Origin of the sequence: Ureibacillus suwonensis (assembly GCF_042655065.1) — a bacterium.
In the GTDB taxonomy this organism is placed as follows: Bacteria; Bacillota; Bacilli; order Bacillales_A; family Planococcaceae; genus Ureibacillus; species Ureibacillus suwonensis.
The window spans coordinates 1-16,014 of the sequence record NZ_JBHSNQ010000193.1 but is presented as its reverse complement, the minus strand read 5'-3'; the positions used below and the strand labels follow the sequence as shown (position 1 = coordinate 16,014).

At 38.9% G+C, this 16,014-nt stretch carries 16 protein-coding genes; 12 read left to right on the top strand and 4 right to left on the bottom strand.

What is annotated here, in order from left to right:
- Positions 1-20: 20 nt before the first annotated feature.
- From ACFPOH_RS16300 to ACFPOH_RS16245, 12 genes are all read left to right on the top strand, one after another.
- The gene (locus ACFPOH_RS16300; protein WP_465270747.1) at positions 21-2,444 is read left to right on the top strand and encodes a glycosyl hydrolase family 18 protein; all 2,424 of its coding nucleotides are present in this window, start codon (positions 21-23) and stop codon (positions 2,442-2,444) included.
- Positions 2,445-2,530: 86 nt separating this feature from the next.
- Entirely contained in the window at positions 2,531-2,950 is a 420-nt protein-coding gene (locus ACFPOH_RS16295; RefSeq protein WP_004400092.1) for a phage holin family protein, read from the top strand.
- A complete protein-coding gene (locus ACFPOH_RS16290) occupies positions 2,947-3,951 on the top strand; it encodes an N-acetylmuramoyl-L-alanine amidase (protein WP_390310645.1) in 1,005 nt (334 codons plus the stop codon). The genes ACFPOH_RS16295 and ACFPOH_RS16290 overlap by 4 nt, the downstream gene beginning before the upstream one ends.
- Before the next feature lie 53 nt (positions 3,952-4,004).
- Positions 4,005-4,223, top strand: coding sequence for an SHOCT domain-containing protein (locus ACFPOH_RS16285; RefSeq protein ID WP_390310643.1), 219 nt, complete (start codon positions 4,005-4,007; stop codon positions 4,221-4,223).
- Between the two features lie 61 nt (positions 4,224-4,284).
- Positions 4,285-5,853 (top strand): recombinase family protein, encoded by a 1,569-nt coding sequence (locus tag ACFPOH_RS16280; protein WP_390310642.1) that lies wholly within the window; start codon positions 4,285-4,287, stop codon positions 5,851-5,853.
- Positions 5,850-6,308 (top strand): recombinase family protein, encoded by a 459-nt coding sequence (locus tag ACFPOH_RS16275; RefSeq protein ID WP_465270746.1) that lies wholly within the window; start codon positions 5,850-5,852, stop codon positions 6,306-6,308. Before ACFPOH_RS16280 ends, ACFPOH_RS16275 begins: the two co-directional genes overlap by 4 nt.
- Positions 6,271-7,839 (top strand): recombinase family protein, encoded by a 1,569-nt coding sequence (locus tag ACFPOH_RS16270; RefSeq protein WP_390310641.1) that lies wholly within the window; start codon positions 6,271-6,273, stop codon positions 7,837-7,839. The genes ACFPOH_RS16275 and ACFPOH_RS16270 overlap by 38 nt, the downstream gene beginning before the upstream one ends.
- A 135-nt stretch (positions 7,840-7,974) precedes the next feature.
- Positions 7,975-8,379, top strand: a complete 405-nt coding sequence (locus tag ACFPOH_RS16265) for a hypothetical protein (RefSeq protein WP_012032692.1) — start codon at positions 7,975-7,977, stop codon at positions 8,377-8,379.
- Positions 8,380-8,654: 275 nt separating this feature from the next.
- Positions 8,655-9,128 (top strand): hypothetical protein, encoded by a 474-nt coding sequence (locus ACFPOH_RS16260; protein WP_390310639.1) that lies wholly within the window; start codon positions 8,655-8,657, stop codon positions 9,126-9,128.
- Positions 9,129-9,414: 286 nt separating this feature from the next.
- Positions 9,415-10,806, top strand: a complete 1,392-nt coding sequence (locus ACFPOH_RS16255; RefSeq protein ID WP_078683309.1) for a DUF6884 domain-containing protein — start codon at positions 9,415-9,417, stop codon at positions 10,804-10,806.
- Between the two features lie 55 nt (positions 10,807-10,861).
- Positions 10,862-11,434: a hypothetical protein gene (locus tag ACFPOH_RS16250; protein WP_014256613.1), complete on the top strand. Its 573-nt coding sequence runs from the start codon at positions 10,862-10,864 to the stop codon at positions 11,432-11,434.
- A gap of 5 nt (positions 11,435-11,439) precedes the next feature.
- A complete protein-coding gene (locus tag ACFPOH_RS16245; protein WP_014256612.1) occupies positions 11,440-12,084 on the top strand; it encodes a plasmid pRiA4b ORF-3 family protein in 645 nt (214 codons plus the stop codon).
- Between the two features lie 280 nt (positions 12,085-12,364).
- Here the strand turns inward: ACFPOH_RS16245 and ACFPOH_RS16240 are convergent, their stop codons facing one another.
- The 4 genes from ACFPOH_RS16240 to ACFPOH_RS16225 form a co-directional block, all read right to left on the bottom strand.
- Positions 12,365-13,222 carry a recombinase zinc beta ribbon domain-containing protein gene (locus tag ACFPOH_RS16240; protein WP_390310637.1) on the bottom strand — a complete coding sequence of 286 codons (858 nt, stop codon included), beginning with the start codon at positions 13,220-13,222 and terminating at the stop codon, positions 12,365-12,367.
- Between the two features lie 204 nt (positions 13,223-13,426).
- The gene (locus ACFPOH_RS16235) at positions 13,427-13,918 is read right to left on the bottom strand and encodes a DUF7878 domain-containing protein (protein ID WP_141603098.1); all 492 of its coding nucleotides are present in this window, start codon (positions 13,916-13,918) and stop codon (positions 13,427-13,429) included.
- Positions 13,894-14,799 carry an SAR2788 family putative toxin gene (locus ACFPOH_RS16230; RefSeq protein ID WP_341361598.1) on the bottom strand — a complete coding sequence of 302 codons (906 nt, stop codon included), beginning with the start codon at positions 14,797-14,799 and terminating at the stop codon, positions 13,894-13,896. Before ACFPOH_RS16230 ends, ACFPOH_RS16235 begins: the two co-directional genes overlap by 25 nt.
- Positions 14,780-15,736, bottom strand: a complete 957-nt coding sequence (locus tag ACFPOH_RS16225) for a S8 family peptidase (RefSeq protein ID WP_390310635.1) — start codon at positions 15,734-15,736, stop codon at positions 14,780-14,782. The genes ACFPOH_RS16230 and ACFPOH_RS16225 overlap by 20 nt, the downstream gene beginning before the upstream one ends.
- Between the last annotated feature and the right edge of the window lie 278 nt (positions 15,737-16,014).

Here is a 16,014-nt window from a genome sequence, read left to right as displayed (position 1 = left end):
GTTGCATGGTGTGGAGTTTTATGGGTAATGCCCGAATGTATGAAGCACTTAGAGACTACGGCGACCGCTTTGATACGGTAGGCATTTTTACTTTTGAGGTTGACGCAACAGGTACAATCACTGAAACCGGTACCAGCATCAACAGCATGCTTCCGTATATTCAGAAATGGCCGCACATTAAGTGGCTGCTCACTATTATGAATCATGGAATAGCCAATATTTTTACTGCACTTCGCAACAACGAAAACGGTGCAAAGGATAAGTTTCTCACTGAAATCATCCGAATAATGAACAAGTATCCATGGTGCGCTGGGGTAGATATTGACCTTGAGCGCGGTGGAGGTTATGAAAACAAGGATGCGGCGAATGCTTTATTTAGGGATATATATAATACAGTTAAGTCTTATGATGCAACAAAGCTTGTCAACATCTGCCTGCCGGGTATGACCGGCGTTCAAGGCTCGGTGGGCGGTGAAAACTGGTGTGTTTATGCCGATCTTAACGACTATTGCGATACCGCCGCCATCATGAGCTATGGCATGGCATGGGCGGGCTCTGCTCCCGGCCCAGTATCTCCTCGTGACTGGCTTGAGGGCATATATGATTATGCTATTTCCGTTATGTCACCCGATAAGATATTCATGGGGTTGCCTGCTTATGGCTGGAACTGGAGGATTCATGATACACCTGAAAACCTTGGAATAACCTATCGAGGAGTGTCTAATACCTACTATGCGGCAAAATACTGGATGACTGGGGTTTACAATTTCACAGGCGATGCACCGCCCCAGCCGTTTATTCCAATTGTGGCTTACTGGGATGACTATAACAAAGTACCTTGGGCTCTTCCTCATGTATATGATTATATGGAAGGATGGGATGCTGTATCCTGGGAATATCCGCTGCTAAAAGGGGTTTATAACAGGCGAAGATATTTGACAAGCTATGGCAAGGAGCAGAAATCGGAGTTCGGAACCATTTATATTGACAGGAACGGAGTTCCGGATGAATACGAAGGAAATGTCATTATTACTGATGAGATGGCCTCACTTGGAGATGACCAGGCGTCAGCAGAGTACCGTTTTGAGATAAGAGAAGCGGGATATTACGATATTGCAGTACAGCTTTGCTTTCCTTACTGGGACAAAAATGCGATTATCGTTTCCCTTGATGGTGAATCAAAGACTTTCAGCGAGAACCGTTTATGGTGGCCATACTGGAGAAGAGTTTGCTGGTTGACACTTGCAAAAGGTGTATTTCTCCAAGAGGGAACGCATGCTGTCAGCATAAGCGGTGGTATGCCGGGAGTCCAGTTTTACGGTTTTAGGGTTTGCAGTGGATTTTCGGAGTATCCCTTTGCCGGTAAAGCCAGCTTTATGCTCTCTCCTCGTCGGTTCAAGGATGTAAATGGTGTGATGGTTGAGCCGGATCGAGGTTTTAAACTGACCTTTGAAATGTTGCGAAGAAAACCCGACTCGGCGCTTATTTGGTATGAAGATTTTCGTGACAGGAACATCCTGCCTGAAAATTACTGGACTGTGCTGGATGGCGAATGGGATGTTTGGCAAGATCCAGACAGCACAGAAAGTCGCCCATATTCCCAGCTCGAGGGATATGGCAAACTTGCATGGAAATACGACGGGTTTTCCGATATTCATATCCGGGCAAGGCTGGCTTTCCCTCAAAATAGCAGTGGACGGGCTGGGGTGTTCCTTGGGGATATTTTCTGCTGCTTAAATTATGACGCGCAAAGAGTCGAGCTTTATCAAGGTAATTCCTTGCTTGGTAGCTACTCCGCCAGTTTCTCAAAAACTGCAGATGCCGATCTTCGTGCTAATCCGAATATGTATACTATAGAGATGCGAAAACGCGGCAATAAAGTAAGAGTATATTCTGGTGCAGCTTCAACCCTGCGTTTCACAGTGAATGTAATCGGTGGTAGTGGTTATGCAGGGTACTGCTCGGACAACCGGACGGTATGCGAGCTGCTGCGGCTGGGCGATGCGTGGGTATATGAACCATACGAGCGTTTTGATGTGGAACTCCCGGATGGAACTATAACCAGCTTTGGCAGGCTTGCTCGCACTGGTGTCACGTGGGATGATGAATTTCAGGTGTTTTCAGTAAATAGCGATGTGGAGGAATCGATAACTCGCAGTGAGGACATTTCGATGGATTATGACTTCTTCCACTCACAACTTTTGGCTCTTTCTTGCGGTAATGACTATGAAGTAAAGATTATACCGAAAGACATCAATATTTGGATATCCCGTCTCTTCCTCGGAGATGCAGATGGTTTTTCTATTCTGTATTATCAGGATGTGGACAGCCTTGTTTACTGGGCAAACGAAGCGGCTTATCGATGGAAACTGCGAGGTATAGCCATCTGGTCTCTTGGGCAGGAGGATATGCGGTTGTGGGAGGCGCTTCCGAAGCAAATATAGATTAGAAGTTTTAATTTTCAGCGCTTTGCTTTAAGGCAGGGCGCTTTTTTATATGCAAAACTCAAGTTGAACGGAGGTTTAAGACAATGAAAACAGTATGGAACTGGGCGCAGGCGGTTTTTACTGCTATTGGCGGATTTCTTGGATGGTTTCTTGGAGGGCTGGATGGATTTTTATACGCACTCATCGCTTTTGTAGCCATTGACTATGTGACCGGAGTGATGTGTGCCGTTGTAGACAGAAAGCTTTCGAGTGAAGTCGGGGCCAAGGGCATCTTTAAGAAAGTGCTTATTTTTGTACTTGTAGGTGTAGGACACATCATCGACAGCCAGGTGCTCGGCAACGGCGGGGCAATCCGAACAGCAGTGATTTTCTTTTACCTGAGTAACGAGGGAATTTCAATTCTTGAGAATGCAGCACATATAGGACTGCCCATTCCTGAAAAGCTGAAGAACGCATTGGAACAACTGCATGGCCACTCAAATGAGGAGGATGAAAAGAAATGAAGCTTTTCACAAAATACATGACGCGAAACGATTGCTATACAGCAGGTCGTAAAATCACACCTATAGGAATCATGGTACATTCGACGGCTGTGCCAGGCGTAATGGCGGCCGACTGGTTTTCTCGTTGGAACAAGTCTTACAAGGCCGGCGAAATAAACAGGCAGGTATGTATTCACGCTTTTGTAGACGATAAAGAGGTTTGGCAATACTTGCCTTGGGATCATCGCGGATGGCATGCAGGAGGAGCAGCCAACAATACCCATATTGGCTTTGAAATCTGTGAGCCTGCCGGGTTTTCGTATAAATCCGGGTCGGTAATGGTGGGTTATGATGCAGCAAAGCAGGAAGATTATTTCCGTAAAGCGTGGCAGAATGCGGTTGAACTCTGCGTTATGCTCTGCAAGAAGTACGGTCTTAATGAGAATGACATCATCTGCCACTCCGAGGGATATAAGCTCGGTATTGCCAGCAACCATGCTGATGTGATGCACTGGTTTCCCAAGCATGGTGAGAATATGGATACTTTCCGTAAAGCAGTAAAAAAAGCGCTGGAGAACAGTACAGATACCAATACTGATATTGGAATTGGAGATATGGTGGAGTTTAAGGACAGTGTAAAGAATTACTACCCCGGCAGTGTGGAAGTTCCAACGTGGGTCAAAAATGACTATTACCACAGGGTCACACAGACTTTATACAAAGGCAAGCCGGTCATAAAAGGCGGCAAAGAATGTGTTTTGCTTGGCAAAAAGGTTAAGAAATCCGGCGGTCAAGAGATTGCAGGCATAAACACTTGGGTAGCAAAAGAAAACCTTGTAATTGTAAACAGCATTCCTGATAACAAGGGCAATAGAACCTATACAGTGCAAAAAGGCGACACCTTATGGAGAATAGCGGAAAAAGAACTCGGCAGAGGAACAAGATATCCGGAGATTAAGAAACTCAATGGCCTGACTTCAGATACTATTTACCCCGGACAAGTTCTCAAATTGCCGGAATAACGATAAAGGACAGCCAATCGCGGCTGTCCTAAGTCTTTATAGGAGGTGCTTGAATGATAGAGGCGGCTAATCATTTACCATATAACCCGCAGAAAACGAACTATACAAAGATAACGCAGGAGGAAATTCAAAGAGAGGTTGATTACTGGCGGGCATATAAAATCCTGCAAAAGATGCTTAAGGCGGGACTGATTTCAGAGGAGGAATTCGACAAAATCGACAAGTTGAACCGCAAAACTTTCACGCCGATGTATGCACAGCTTATGGCCTAATTGGCTTGCTATTAGCGGCACACAGAGGTAACATGTCACATACCAAAAGGAGGTGAAAACAGTGAGAAAGGTAACGAGGATTGATGGAAACAATGCTCTCCAAGCTTTCAAGCCAAAGGTGAGGGTAGCGGCTTATTGCAGGGTTTCAACAGACAGTGATGAACAAATGGCAAGCCTGGAAGCACAAAAGGACCATTATGAATCCTATATAAAAGCAAATCCTGATTGGGAATTTGCAGGGATTTACTATGATGAAGGCATATCAGGCACAAAAAAGGAAAACCGGACTGGACTTTTAAGGCTGCTTGCAGATTGTGAAAACAAGAAAATTGACTTTATTATAACCAAGTCAGTCAGCAGATTTGCCAGAAATACAACCGACTGCATTGAGATGGTGCGAAAACTTACCGATCTCGGTGTTTTCATTTATTTCGAGAAAGAGAATATAAACACGCAGCGCATGGAAGGCGAATTGGTGCTGACAATTTTGAGCAGCCTTGCAGAAAACGAGTCATTATCCATTGCAGAAAATAGTAAGTGGTCTATCAGGCGCAGGTTCCAAAACGGAACATACAAAATTTCGTATCCTCCCTATGGTTACGATTATGTGGATGGAAAGCTATTTATCAATAAAGAACAGGCTGAAATCGTAAAGCGGATTTTTTCCGAGGCTTTGGACGGTAAAGGCACACAGATAATTGCAGATGGGATAAATTCGGATAAAATCCCAACAAAGAGAGGTTCACACTGGACAGCGACAACTATCCGCGGCATTTTAAGCAATGAAAAATATACTGGGGATGTCCTTCTGCAAAAAACCTATACAGATGAGAATTTTAAGCGGCATTATAATCATGGGGAAAAAGATCAATACATGATAAAAGATCATCATGAAGCCATTATATCCCATGAGGAATTTGAAGCCGCCCAAGAGATATTAAAGCAAAGAGGAAAAGAAAAAGGTGTAATTAAGGGAAGCAGTAAGTATCAAAAACGCTACCCTTTCTCTGGGAAAATCAAATGCGCAGAATGTGGCAGCAATTTTAAGCGTCGAATTCATGGCAGCGGTGACCGTAAATATATTGCATGGTGCTGCACAAAGCACATAAAGGACGCATCAAGCTGTTCCATGAAGTTTGTCAGAGAGGATGCGATCCATCAGGCCTTCGTTGTAATGATCAATAAGCTTATTTTCGGTCATAAATTCATTCTAAGACCATTGCTACAAAGCTTAAAGAAGACAAATTACTCAGATAACATAACAAAGATTCAGGAGATGGAAACAAAAATCAAAGAAAATACAGAGCGAGTTCAGGTGATTATGGGTCTTATGGCCAAAGGATACCTGGAACCCGCTCTTTTTAATACACAGAAAAATGAGCTGCTCAAAGAAGCAGCCATATTAAAAGAACAAAAAGAAGCCATAAAACGCGCAATCGATGGGAGTCAGACTATCCTTGTTGAGGTTGAGAAGCTTCTTAAATTTGCAACGAAAGCTGAAAAGCAGATTGATGCATTCGATAGCAAAATATTTGAGGATTTTATTGAAGAAATCATTGTGTTTTCACAAGAAGAAATAAGTTTCAAAATGAAATGCGGGTTGAACTTAAGAGAAAGGCTGGTGAAATGATGAGCCATATACCTTTTGGATATATCATTCAAAACGGTAGGGCTGTAATTAATGAAGAGGAAGCAGTTAAGATTGAGAAACTATTTGAGGCTTATCTTTCCGGGCTTTCTTTAAGCGAAGCGGCACAAAAAGCAGGTATTAAGCGTTACCACACATCTGTTGCAAGAATGCTTTCAGATAAACGGTATGTTGAGGACAAATTTTATCCGCCAATTATCAGCAAGGACACATTCGAAAAAGCACAACTGGAAAGACGCAGGCGAGCTGAGGCGCTTGGCAGGATTTATGAACATAAAGGAAATGAAAAGAAATACCTGAATTTTAAGTTTCATGCTTCAATGCCAGATAATCTATACGATGATCCATTTCAGCAGGCAGAGTATGCTTATGGTCTTATTAAGAGCGAGGTGATTTTAGATGACAACCAGGAATGTTACGGTAATTCCTGCCCGTAAGCGAATCGGGAATAGTGCAAAGGCCGAGGAATTGCCTAAGCTTCGGGTAGCAGCTTACTGTCGTGTTTCTACGGACAGCGAGGAGCAGGCAACCAGTTATGAAGCGCAAATTGAGCACTACACAAACTACATCAAAAGCAATCCAGAATGGGAGTTAGCCGGTATATTTGCAGATGAAGGTATTACCGGAACTAACACAAAAAAGCGTGAAGAGTTTAACCGGATGATAGAAGAATGTATGCAGGGCAAAATCGATATGATAATCACAAAATCTATCAGCCGTTTTGCAAGAAATACGCTGGACTGCCTAAAGTACATAAGGCAGCTTAAAGAAAAAAATATTCCGGTTTACTTTGAAAAGGAAAATATAAACACGCTGGATACCAAAGGAGAAATCCTGTTGACCATTATGGCATCTTTGGCACAGCAAGAAAGCCAATCGTTAAGCCAGAATGTAAAACTGGGTATTCAGTACCGATATCAGCAAGGAAAAATCCATATCAATCACAACCGGTTTCTTGGCTATACAAAGGATAAGGATGGCAATTTAGTTATCGTACCTGAAGAGGCTGAGATCGTCAAACGCATTTACAGAGAATACCTTGAAGGTTCCAGTATGCTACAGATAGCTAGGGGTTTGGAGGCTGACGGAATTCTGACGGGTGCAGGCAATCCCAGATGGCATACCAGTACCATCAATAAGATTTTGAGGAATGAAAAATATATCGGTGATGCACTGCTGCAGAAAACATATACTGTAGATTTTTTATCGAAGAAAAGGGTACCCAATAATGGTATTGTTCCGCAATACTATGTAGAAAACAGCCATGAGCCTATAATCCCGCGTGAAATTTTTATGCAGGTTCAGGAACAGCTTGTCAAAAGAAGATGTGTGCATATAAGTAAGAACGGAAAGAAGAGAAACTATAGCAATAATCATCCTTTATCACAGATGGTTTTCTGCGGCAACTGTCATGAAATATTCCGCAGGGTTCATTGGAATAACCGAGGAAAGAAATCAATCGTATGGAGATGCGTTAGCCGATTGGAAAACACCTGTTTGTTTTGTACCGCTTCCACTATACTTGAAGATACGCTTAAAGAGAAAATTGTAGAAGCCATCAATGTAGCAGTCAGCGGAAAAAACTCTTTTCTGGCCATACTGAAGAAGAATATTGAAACCGTATTAAGCGAGGATTTGGATGAGAGTACGGCAGATATTGATAAAAGGCTGGAAGAACTCCAAACCGAGTTGATCCAAAAGGCAAATTTAAAGGAAGAATACAATAATATTGTAAATGAAATTTATAGGTTGCGAGATTTAAGGCAAGAAACACTTTCAAGAAACGCTCTTCGCCAAGATAAGAGGGATCGGATTGCTGAGATGACGGACTTCCTTAACACGCAAACGGGTGATATTACGGAGTTTGATGATAAACTGGTCAGAAAACTGATTGAAAAAGTGATTGTATATGATGATAGGTTAGTGGTTGAGTTTAAGTCTGGGTTAGAAATAGAAGTGAATCTATAAGATTGTAATAAGATTGCCGCCAGTTGAGGAGGAAACCTTCTTAATTGGCGGCTTTTTTATTTTTGTACAAATGTATAAACAAATATATAGACAAATAAATGTTTTTCATATATAATTGTAATGAGGTGGTGAATTATGGATATTAGAATAGACAGCTTAATTCCCTTTGATTCATTGAAAACCAATATAGATCATGTATTCTCTGTTGTTGATAAAAACGGAAAAGTTGTTCTGCTTAAAGATAATAAGCCGGTTTATATAGTCTTAAAATACGATGAAAATAATTTAACTGATGTAGGAATTAGCATGAGCGAAATGCCTAACTATACGCTTCATGAAGCTATGAGAATTGTCTTATCAGAGGCGGAAAACAAAACGATGCATGCTGCTGAACTTGCCGATGAGATATATAAGCGTAGGCTGTATTTAAAAAAGGATGGCAGTAAGGCGGAATATACACAGATAAGGGCAAGGTGCGGGCATTACCCTGATATGTTTGAAGCATTGCCAGGCAACTACATTAAGTTGAAGGAGGATTAGAATGTATATCTGTAATGACCCCGTTTGTGATCCAGTTTGCGATTTTTGCTGGTTTTGTAAACATGACGAAAATGGTATACCTAAGTGCTGCACAAAGGGAAAGATTAAGGAATTTGATGATGGTTTAGGATATTGCGATGAATTTAAATGTAGTATACATGAAAAACAGCCATGATGTGAATTTTGAAGTGATTTATCCTTACCAACAGTCTGAAACATATTTATCAGTGAAAACTGATTATAATTGATTGTTAAGATGAAAGGGATGATAAAGATTGGCTCAAATACAATCATTGATGCGGGCTGTAATAAACTTTTATAATTTTAACAACAGAAATGATCCCGTAGTAATCACAAGAGTAAAAGAACACGACAGTGAAAGAATGTGCATGGACAGACTAGAAAGAGCGATTTTTGACTCATGTGATGAAGAATGCAAGGCAACTCCATCAAGATATGCAATATGGGGAGAAGACATCCGTAGCCTTAGTATTTCTGCAAAAGAAGCAATGAAAAACGGGAACATCGAACAAGCAGAAAAATTAATGAATCAAGTTATTAATAGTATGGGCGCATTTATAGACGCTCAATTGATACTCAGCAATTTGCCTGGAAACATCAGCTTTGTAAAATCCAAAGATATTATTAAATCCTATATTGCCAGACTGCAAGAGAACAGCGAGGTGTCAGATTCTGAAAAGGACTATTTAATTGACAGCATGAAAGAGATAATGAATAGCATTGAGTAAAAGGATTGATTAACTGATGAGTTATTCATCATGCAATCGGAATCCGGATTCGAATTCCTTATGAAATATAGTTTGCGATATAAAGGTCTTCAAACCTGATGCCAAAAAACCTTTAATAATTAAATTTTATTATAGCAAAAGCTTCGAACATCGCTCTGGTAGTTATGAACATAGCTTGAAGTCTGAGAAAAGACTTGATGTTAACAATCATTTGAATAATTGGGACATGCTGAAATAGCGCATGTTTCGATTTGTTTAAGATTTAAATTATAGGTGGCGAACAAAAATGAAAATTGCTTTGATTTCTTGCACAAGTAGGAAAAAATCATATAAATGCCAAGCAAAAGATTTATATTCAGAAAGCTCGCGGTTTCAGCTGGCCTTTTCTTTTGCAAAGCTTATTGCAGATAAAATATTTATCCTTTCTGCAAAATATGGCTTAATACCAGAGAACATGATTATCGAACCTTATAATGAAACCTTGAAAGATAAAAGTACTCAGGAACGCCGTGCATGGGCAGAAATGGTGCTAAACGAATTAAGAAAGGTTTCAGATCTAGAGCATGATGAGTTTATTGTTTTAGCTGGTGAAGTTTATCATGAAAATTTGTTGCCCCATATGAATCATTTTTGGCTTCCTTTGAAAGGTAAACGTCAAGGGGAATGGATTCCAGAGTTAGAGAGATTGATTAAGCTTGAAAAAGAATCGGATAAAACAAAGGTTCTTCATATGCTTTTTAATAGTTTGCCTCGTCTGGATTGGTCAATAATTAACAGTATTCCTTATAAAAATGGTATATATATAATGTTTGAAAAAGGCGAGAATTATCATGGTATGGATAGAATAGTCAGAGTAGGTACCCATAGAGGTCAAGACCGTTTGTTGCAAAGATTAAGAGATCACTTTGTGAAAGAGGATGCTGACGGTAGTATTTTCCGTAAAAATATCGGTAGGGCTTTTTTGAAAATGGCATCGGATCCATATTTACAAGTGTGGGAAATTGATATGCATAATTCTGAAAACGAAAGAAACTATGGACACTTAATAAATGAAGGGCTTGAAACTGAACTTGAGGCAAAAATTAGCCGATATTTAAGAGATAACATCACCTTTGTTTGTTTTCCGGTTGATAAAGAAGCTGAGCGATTGAGGTTAGAAGAAGGTATTATTGCATCACTAAACAGGCATTCATCATTTGGCCCGAGCAGCAATTGGCTTGGTTTGCATAGCCCTGTGCCTGAGATTGCAAACAGCGGCCTTTGGAATAGACAGGGTTTGCTGGGACAACCTTTATCTGATGAAGAATTAGAGCGGGTTGTGTGGCTTGCCAGATTTGGAAACGATAGTTACAGAAACAATACGGGGCATAGAGCACGTGTACAAAGAGCAAAAGATAGTGTCAGGGTGGCTGTTGAAGCTACGGGTTCACAAGGGAAAACAGCCGATGATGTAAGGCAGTATATAGAAAAATTGTTACAGGAAGCAAAATTGCGAGGCGAGGACTATATTGATTTGGTTTCAGGGGATATTCATAAGCAGATGGGTATGAAAAACAGGATGCCGCAGATATGCAGGATTATGTATGAGAAAATGATGCCTGGTGATGAAGTTTTACATACTACTCCCAGCGGTTATAGTTCGACTATAAAAATCAGGTATGACCTCAGAAATAGATAAGGCAAAGAAGTAGTGGATTAATAATGACTGCTATGTAGCAAAGAGGTGCGGAAAAGTGGCTGTTAATTATAAAAAATGCCCTAAATGCGGGTCTAAGAATTCGGTTAAAATTGTATATGGCATGCCGAGTTTTAAGCTTTTTCAGGAAGCTGAAGCCGGAAAAGTAAAATTGGGCGGTTGTTGCATTATAGAAGGCGGTCCGGAATACTACTGCAAGGATTGTAAAAATGAGTGGAACCGGGAGCAGGTGCTTGACATCATATACGGTCAGATTAAAGGGCTTAAAGCATCAGTGGGTGGTTACTTTGGCGGGTATTATCATGTAGATATTGATTTGAAAAATCTTAAAACTACATGGCTGTTCAAAGAGGGTGGTTCTGAAAAAACCAGTACAAGATCCATCCGAAATAAAACTGCAGAAGAATTCATTAAGAGTTTAAAAGAGATCAATCTGCTGAACTGGAAAGCAAAATACGTAGAACCCGGAGTCTGTGACGGGACTCAATGGAGCGTTGAAATAATTACAGACGGGAGAACCGTCAGAAAATATGGCGACAATAAGTTTCCAGAAGAATGGAGGCAGTTCTGTAAAGTGATTAAAAGAATAACGGGAAAGGAATTCAGGTGAAAGTGATGAAAGCCTTTCAGATAAAAATCGAATTAATTGATTCCGAACCACTAATATGGAGAAGGGTAGTTATCCCGGCGGATGTTACCTTCAGACGCCTGCATGACACAATACAATTTTCAATGGGTTGGCGGGATTATCATCTTTATGAATTTGAGTTTCCGCAGGAGAAACTCAGAATTACAAATGACGAAGAATCCTATGAGGTATTTAAATTTTACTCTGCCAAGTACAAAAGCAAAAAGCCAACAAGAAAGGAAGACCCTCATGGCATTATAGCCAGGATAATTGAAACAACCGTTAGACAGCCTCAAACGGTCAAAATTGATAACTATCTGGAAAAATATAAGACCCTTGAGTACATTTATGACTTTGGCGATTATTGGAGACATAAAATTGAACTGGAAAAAACCATTGAAGATTATGAGTTTGGTTACCCTATAATACTTGCAGGCGCGGGGGCTTGTCCGCCGGAAGATGTAGGTGGTTTTGGCGGTTACAAAGAATTTCTTGAAGCATGGAATGACCTTAAGCATCCGGAACATGAATCAATGCGGCAATGGGGAGAAAGCCAGCATTACAGGGAATTTGACATTGACTTTAGGAATGATCTGCTAAAGACATGCTTGAAAATCAAAAAAGTAAAGTAGTGGAGGAAGACGACTTATTCCTCAAGAGTCATATTTTAGGTTTCAATGGGCTATGCTGATATACTTCCTGCGTAGATATGTTCCCGTGAACAGCGATTTTTCAAAAATGTCCGAAAAACTCATTGACATGTTCCCGTAAACGTAAGGTTCAAAAAATTAGCCCAAGACATCAATCCAAGCGGCTCGTTCCATGTGGAGTGTTGCGCGTTGCTTATAAAAAAATAAATATTCGGAAAAGCGCGTTTCTGAAAATCAATGAAACGGGCTTTTCCTATATCCTTTATTCATTTAAAAAATCATTTGCAAACCGATAATAAATTTTCGGTGAACCGTCTTCTTTTATTTCGATTCGATCAACCAAACGGTGAAGCATCTCAGGGGTTAATTTATTGAAATGTATATATTCTTTTAATTCATTTTTTAGTTTTTTCATATTCTTTCGTTCCCGTTTGGATTGATCTTTAGATTTTTCTAGCTTCAGTTTATCGGACATCAAATCATTAATTTTTTTATTGATTTCTTCAATTGTTAAGCGGTATTCTTCAATATCAATACTGTTATCTGCAAGCAATGAGGTTAACTGCACTTTCTGCTTTTTGAGCTTTTCAATATTTTGCTCAACTTGGCTTAAACGGGTTGTATTATTTTTTGTATCAGATTCTAACTGCTTTATCACTCGGTCGATAAGGTTATCTAAATCCATTCGCTGTGCAAAACTCTTTATATCATTCAGGATTATTTCTTCTAGCTCTCTTTCTTTAATAAAATGGTCAGAACATGCCTTGCTGCCATATTTGTTAAAGTTTCCGCATACATATCCTTTACGGTTCTTTTTAAAATGCATCCCTCGGCCACAATCTGCACAGAAAAGGGTATTCGTAAAAAGATGAACCTCTGCTTGAGGACGAATTCTACTTCTTGAGATGATTAACTCCTGTACTGTATTAAACATTTCAATTAGTATAGAACCTATTAATATTAATATTTTCTTGAAAAGAGCAAGAGGTTGGGACAAATCTAAAAAAACATCATTTTCTCCTTGGAGAAAATGATGTTTTTTTGATATGTTATTAAAATTGATTTCCGTTCCGGGGACGCTTTCCGCTGGCCCGGCTCGAACCTCCTTTGATTCAATCATTCGCTCCTGCGGTGTCTCGAGAGGGCTCGTCGCAGGAAAGCTTTGAATTTACTTCCTTGAGCTTGCTCCGCTTTGCGACTAAGCGTACGCGACAGGAGCACTCGCCCCGTCACTTCAATCAATTTTTCGTTATATCAATTTTTTATCAAAACTATTTCAACTGCCCCTTTAATTTTTTGTTTATGTCCCAGCCTCTTTTATTTGCTAATAATCATCCGAATAAGGACCTTTCATCAAAGGGATATGTTTTATGAATTTTTTCAATTCGATTCCAAAGTAATTTTCTATATCTCGTTTTAGATTTTGCTCTAATTGAATAAATTCCCTTACGATATAGTCTAAATCAAAAACATTGTACAAATCTTGCTCTGCCCAAATAGATTTCACTCTTGCTTTATTTGAAAATGGAATTAAAGACAGAATAGCACCATCTTCATAATCGTCATATTCAATCGTATAATAATGGAATTCTGGAGTATGTTCATCTGTGACTCTGTTTTTCCATTCGTATAATGCTTTATAGAATTCTAAAATAGCAAGTTCTGTTTCAAAGTATAATTCATTATTGATTTTTATTGTAAGTGTAGCTTCTACAGCTAATATGGTAGGAACATCACTTTTATCTCTATTCGAAATAATTCCTTTATCACTTACAAATTTGTATTCAAAAGTTATTTTACTGGAAATGCTGTCCATATCTTACCATCATATCCTATCACTATTCTTATTTTTGTTTCACCTTTTGTTCCAACTTTTTTTCCTAAGTTGACATCGAATCTAAATGATAACTTATCACTATCATTTATATCAAAACTAGAAACTTTCGCTTTTTGTAATGCTTCTTTAACCCATCCTCTAGCAGTAGATTGGCTACTTGTGTTAAATTTAGCATAATTTCTTTTATCACCTTTTAAGTGCTTATTCTTTACTGTGAATTTAGCAACGTTTTTAATTGCATTACTCAATGCGTATTTTCCAAAGGCACTAATCAATGCTTTCTTTCCATACTTTTTAATAGCCCATTTCGCACCTTGTTTTATTATTAAACCAAGAACTGGAATAGCTGAAGCCTGGGCATCAATAGTATTGATTTCAAAAAGCTCACCAGAGTTTCTATCAATTAAGTATGCTATGAAATCTTCACCTTCGATTTCTGTGAAAAACATGTCGTATGTTGTTTTTGTCACTTCTCCAGTTTCGGATATTTGTTCTTCGGTAACATACATTTCACCGGTATCAATATTAATGTAAAGTTCGGATTCAAATGACAAATCTCCTGTTTCTAACTCAGAGTTTACAGTTATCTCTTGTTTAGAGGATTCTTCAACTACCATTTCAAATGAGTCATTGTTAAGTCCTAATTCATTTGCGGTTACTTCATATACTGTTGTATCATCAGTACTTGAAACTTCCTCAACTTTTTCATTAAAATTCACATCAATTTGTTCTGCATTTTCTAAAACTTTCTCTAGATTCGAGGGAACTTCTGTTTCTTCTGCAAATGCAGATGGAGCAAATCCAGCAATACTACTGAACAAAAGTGTAGCAACTAATAGTTTAATCAAGTTCTTTTTCATTTAAAATCTCCTCTACCCTTTCTTTTTGTAATGTTAGAAAGCCTTCTCCAAAGTGTTCTTTTTCCCCTAGTTTCACAACATAATGGGAGAGTTTTTCTCTAATGGTATTAGCATTATAATTTGAATCGCTTTCATTCAAAATTGAAGCAATGACACCAGTTGCGTAAGCCGTAGCAAATGATGTTCCTGAAAATGTTGAGTATTCACCTTTGTTATCTGTAGATACAATCTCAACACCTGGAGCAGAATAATCAACTTTCCCTATACCGGAAAAAGGATCAAGTTTAAATTCTTCATCAAAAGAAGAGATGGATAGAACATTATTATATTCAGCTGGATAATCTATCGTTAGACCAAGAGTATTTCCTGCAGACGCAGTGATGATAATTCCCTGTTCAATAGCTTTATCTATGGCGGATTTAAGTTCCACTTTGTCGCTTGAAAAACCGAAACTAATATTAATAATGTCAACTTCTTGTGCTATACTCCATTCAATACCTTCAATCACATCTTCAATTTTCCCTCGTCCTTTTTCATCAAGTACCTTTACGTCGTAAAGTATAACGTTCTTTAGAATACCGGTGGTCTCAATTCCTTTCGCAGCAATAATTCCAGCTACTGCAGTACCATGCCCGAATTCATCTTTAATTTTCTCGCCAGGAGTAATTGAGTTATATTCTTTGAAAGATAAGCCTTCAAATTCTTTGTGCGTCTTATTGATACCACTATCTAAGATTGCAATTTTTATAGGATCAGTATCCATCGTTGGATTCGATCCAACAAGATTAATAGCCCAATTGTCAATCTTCTGTTTTTTAATAGTTTTTACCTCATTGCCAACAATGTCTATGCTGTTATTTCTAACTACACTAATAGTCAGTATGATAATAAAAAGTACTAGCAAGAGGAATAATAGATACTTAATGTTTTTAATCATTTCCTCCAATACCTTCTAATATTAGACTTAATAATCTTGGAGTTACTGAAAAATATTAGAAAATCTCCCCCCTTTATTTAAATTTGAGCATTTTGCACATTTTTCAACCCAAGAACCATAAGGTTTTCTGAAGCATAAAAAAGGACTTCATCCCTTATTTGTAGAATTTTGAAGTGACCAAACCACAAAAATCCATAAGGAGGAAGTCACTTTGTATATTCTACAAGAAAGTCTATTTTCCTTTGAAGAATTGCAAATTTTAGAGTCAAAAGAGAAAT

Coding starts and splice junctions, on each gene's coding strand:
- ACFPOH_RS16245 (WP_014256612.1), top strand. CDS start 11,440: ATGAAAGCCTTTCAGATAAAAATCGAATTAATTGATTCCGAACCACTA.
- ACFPOH_RS16270 (WP_390310641.1), top strand. CDS start 6,271: ATGACAACCAGGAATGTTACGGTAATTCCTGCCCGTAAGCGAATCGGG.
- ACFPOH_RS16290 (WP_390310645.1), top strand. CDS start 2,947: ATGAAGCTTTTCACAAAATACATGACGCGAAACGATTGCTATACAGCA.
- ACFPOH_RS16295 (WP_004400092.1), top strand. CDS start 2,531: ATGAAAACAGTATGGAACTGGGCGCAGGCGGTTTTTACTGCTATTGGC.
- ACFPOH_RS16235 (WP_141603098.1), bottom strand. CDS start 13,918: ATGGACAGCATTTCCAGTAAAATAACTTTTGAATACAAATTTGTAAGT.
- ACFPOH_RS16225 (WP_390310635.1), bottom strand. CDS start 15,736: ATGATTAAAAACATTAAGTATCTATTATTCCTCTTGCTAGTACTTTTT.
- ACFPOH_RS16275 (WP_465270746.1), top strand. CDS start 5,850: ATGATGAGCCATATACCTTTTGGATATATCATTCAAAACGGTAGGGCT.
- ACFPOH_RS16230 (WP_341361598.1), bottom strand. CDS start 14,799: ATGAAAAAGAACTTGATTAAACTATTAGTTGCTACACTTTTGTTCAGT.
- ACFPOH_RS16285 (WP_390310643.1), top strand. CDS start 4,005: ATGATAGAGGCGGCTAATCATTTACCATATAACCCGCAGAAAACGAAC.
- ACFPOH_RS16265 (WP_012032692.1), top strand. CDS start 7,975: ATGGATATTAGAATAGACAGCTTAATTCCCTTTGATTCATTGAAAACC.
- ACFPOH_RS16255 (WP_078683309.1), top strand. CDS start 9,415: ATGAAAATTGCTTTGATTTCTTGCACAAGTAGGAAAAAATCATATAAA.
- ACFPOH_RS16240 (WP_390310637.1), bottom strand. CDS start 13,222: ATGATTGAATCAAAGGAGGTTCGAGCCGGGCCAGCGGAAAGCGTCCCC.
- ACFPOH_RS16300 (WP_465270747.1), top strand. CDS start 21: ATGGGTAATGCCCGAATGTATGAAGCACTTAGAGACTACGGCGACCGC.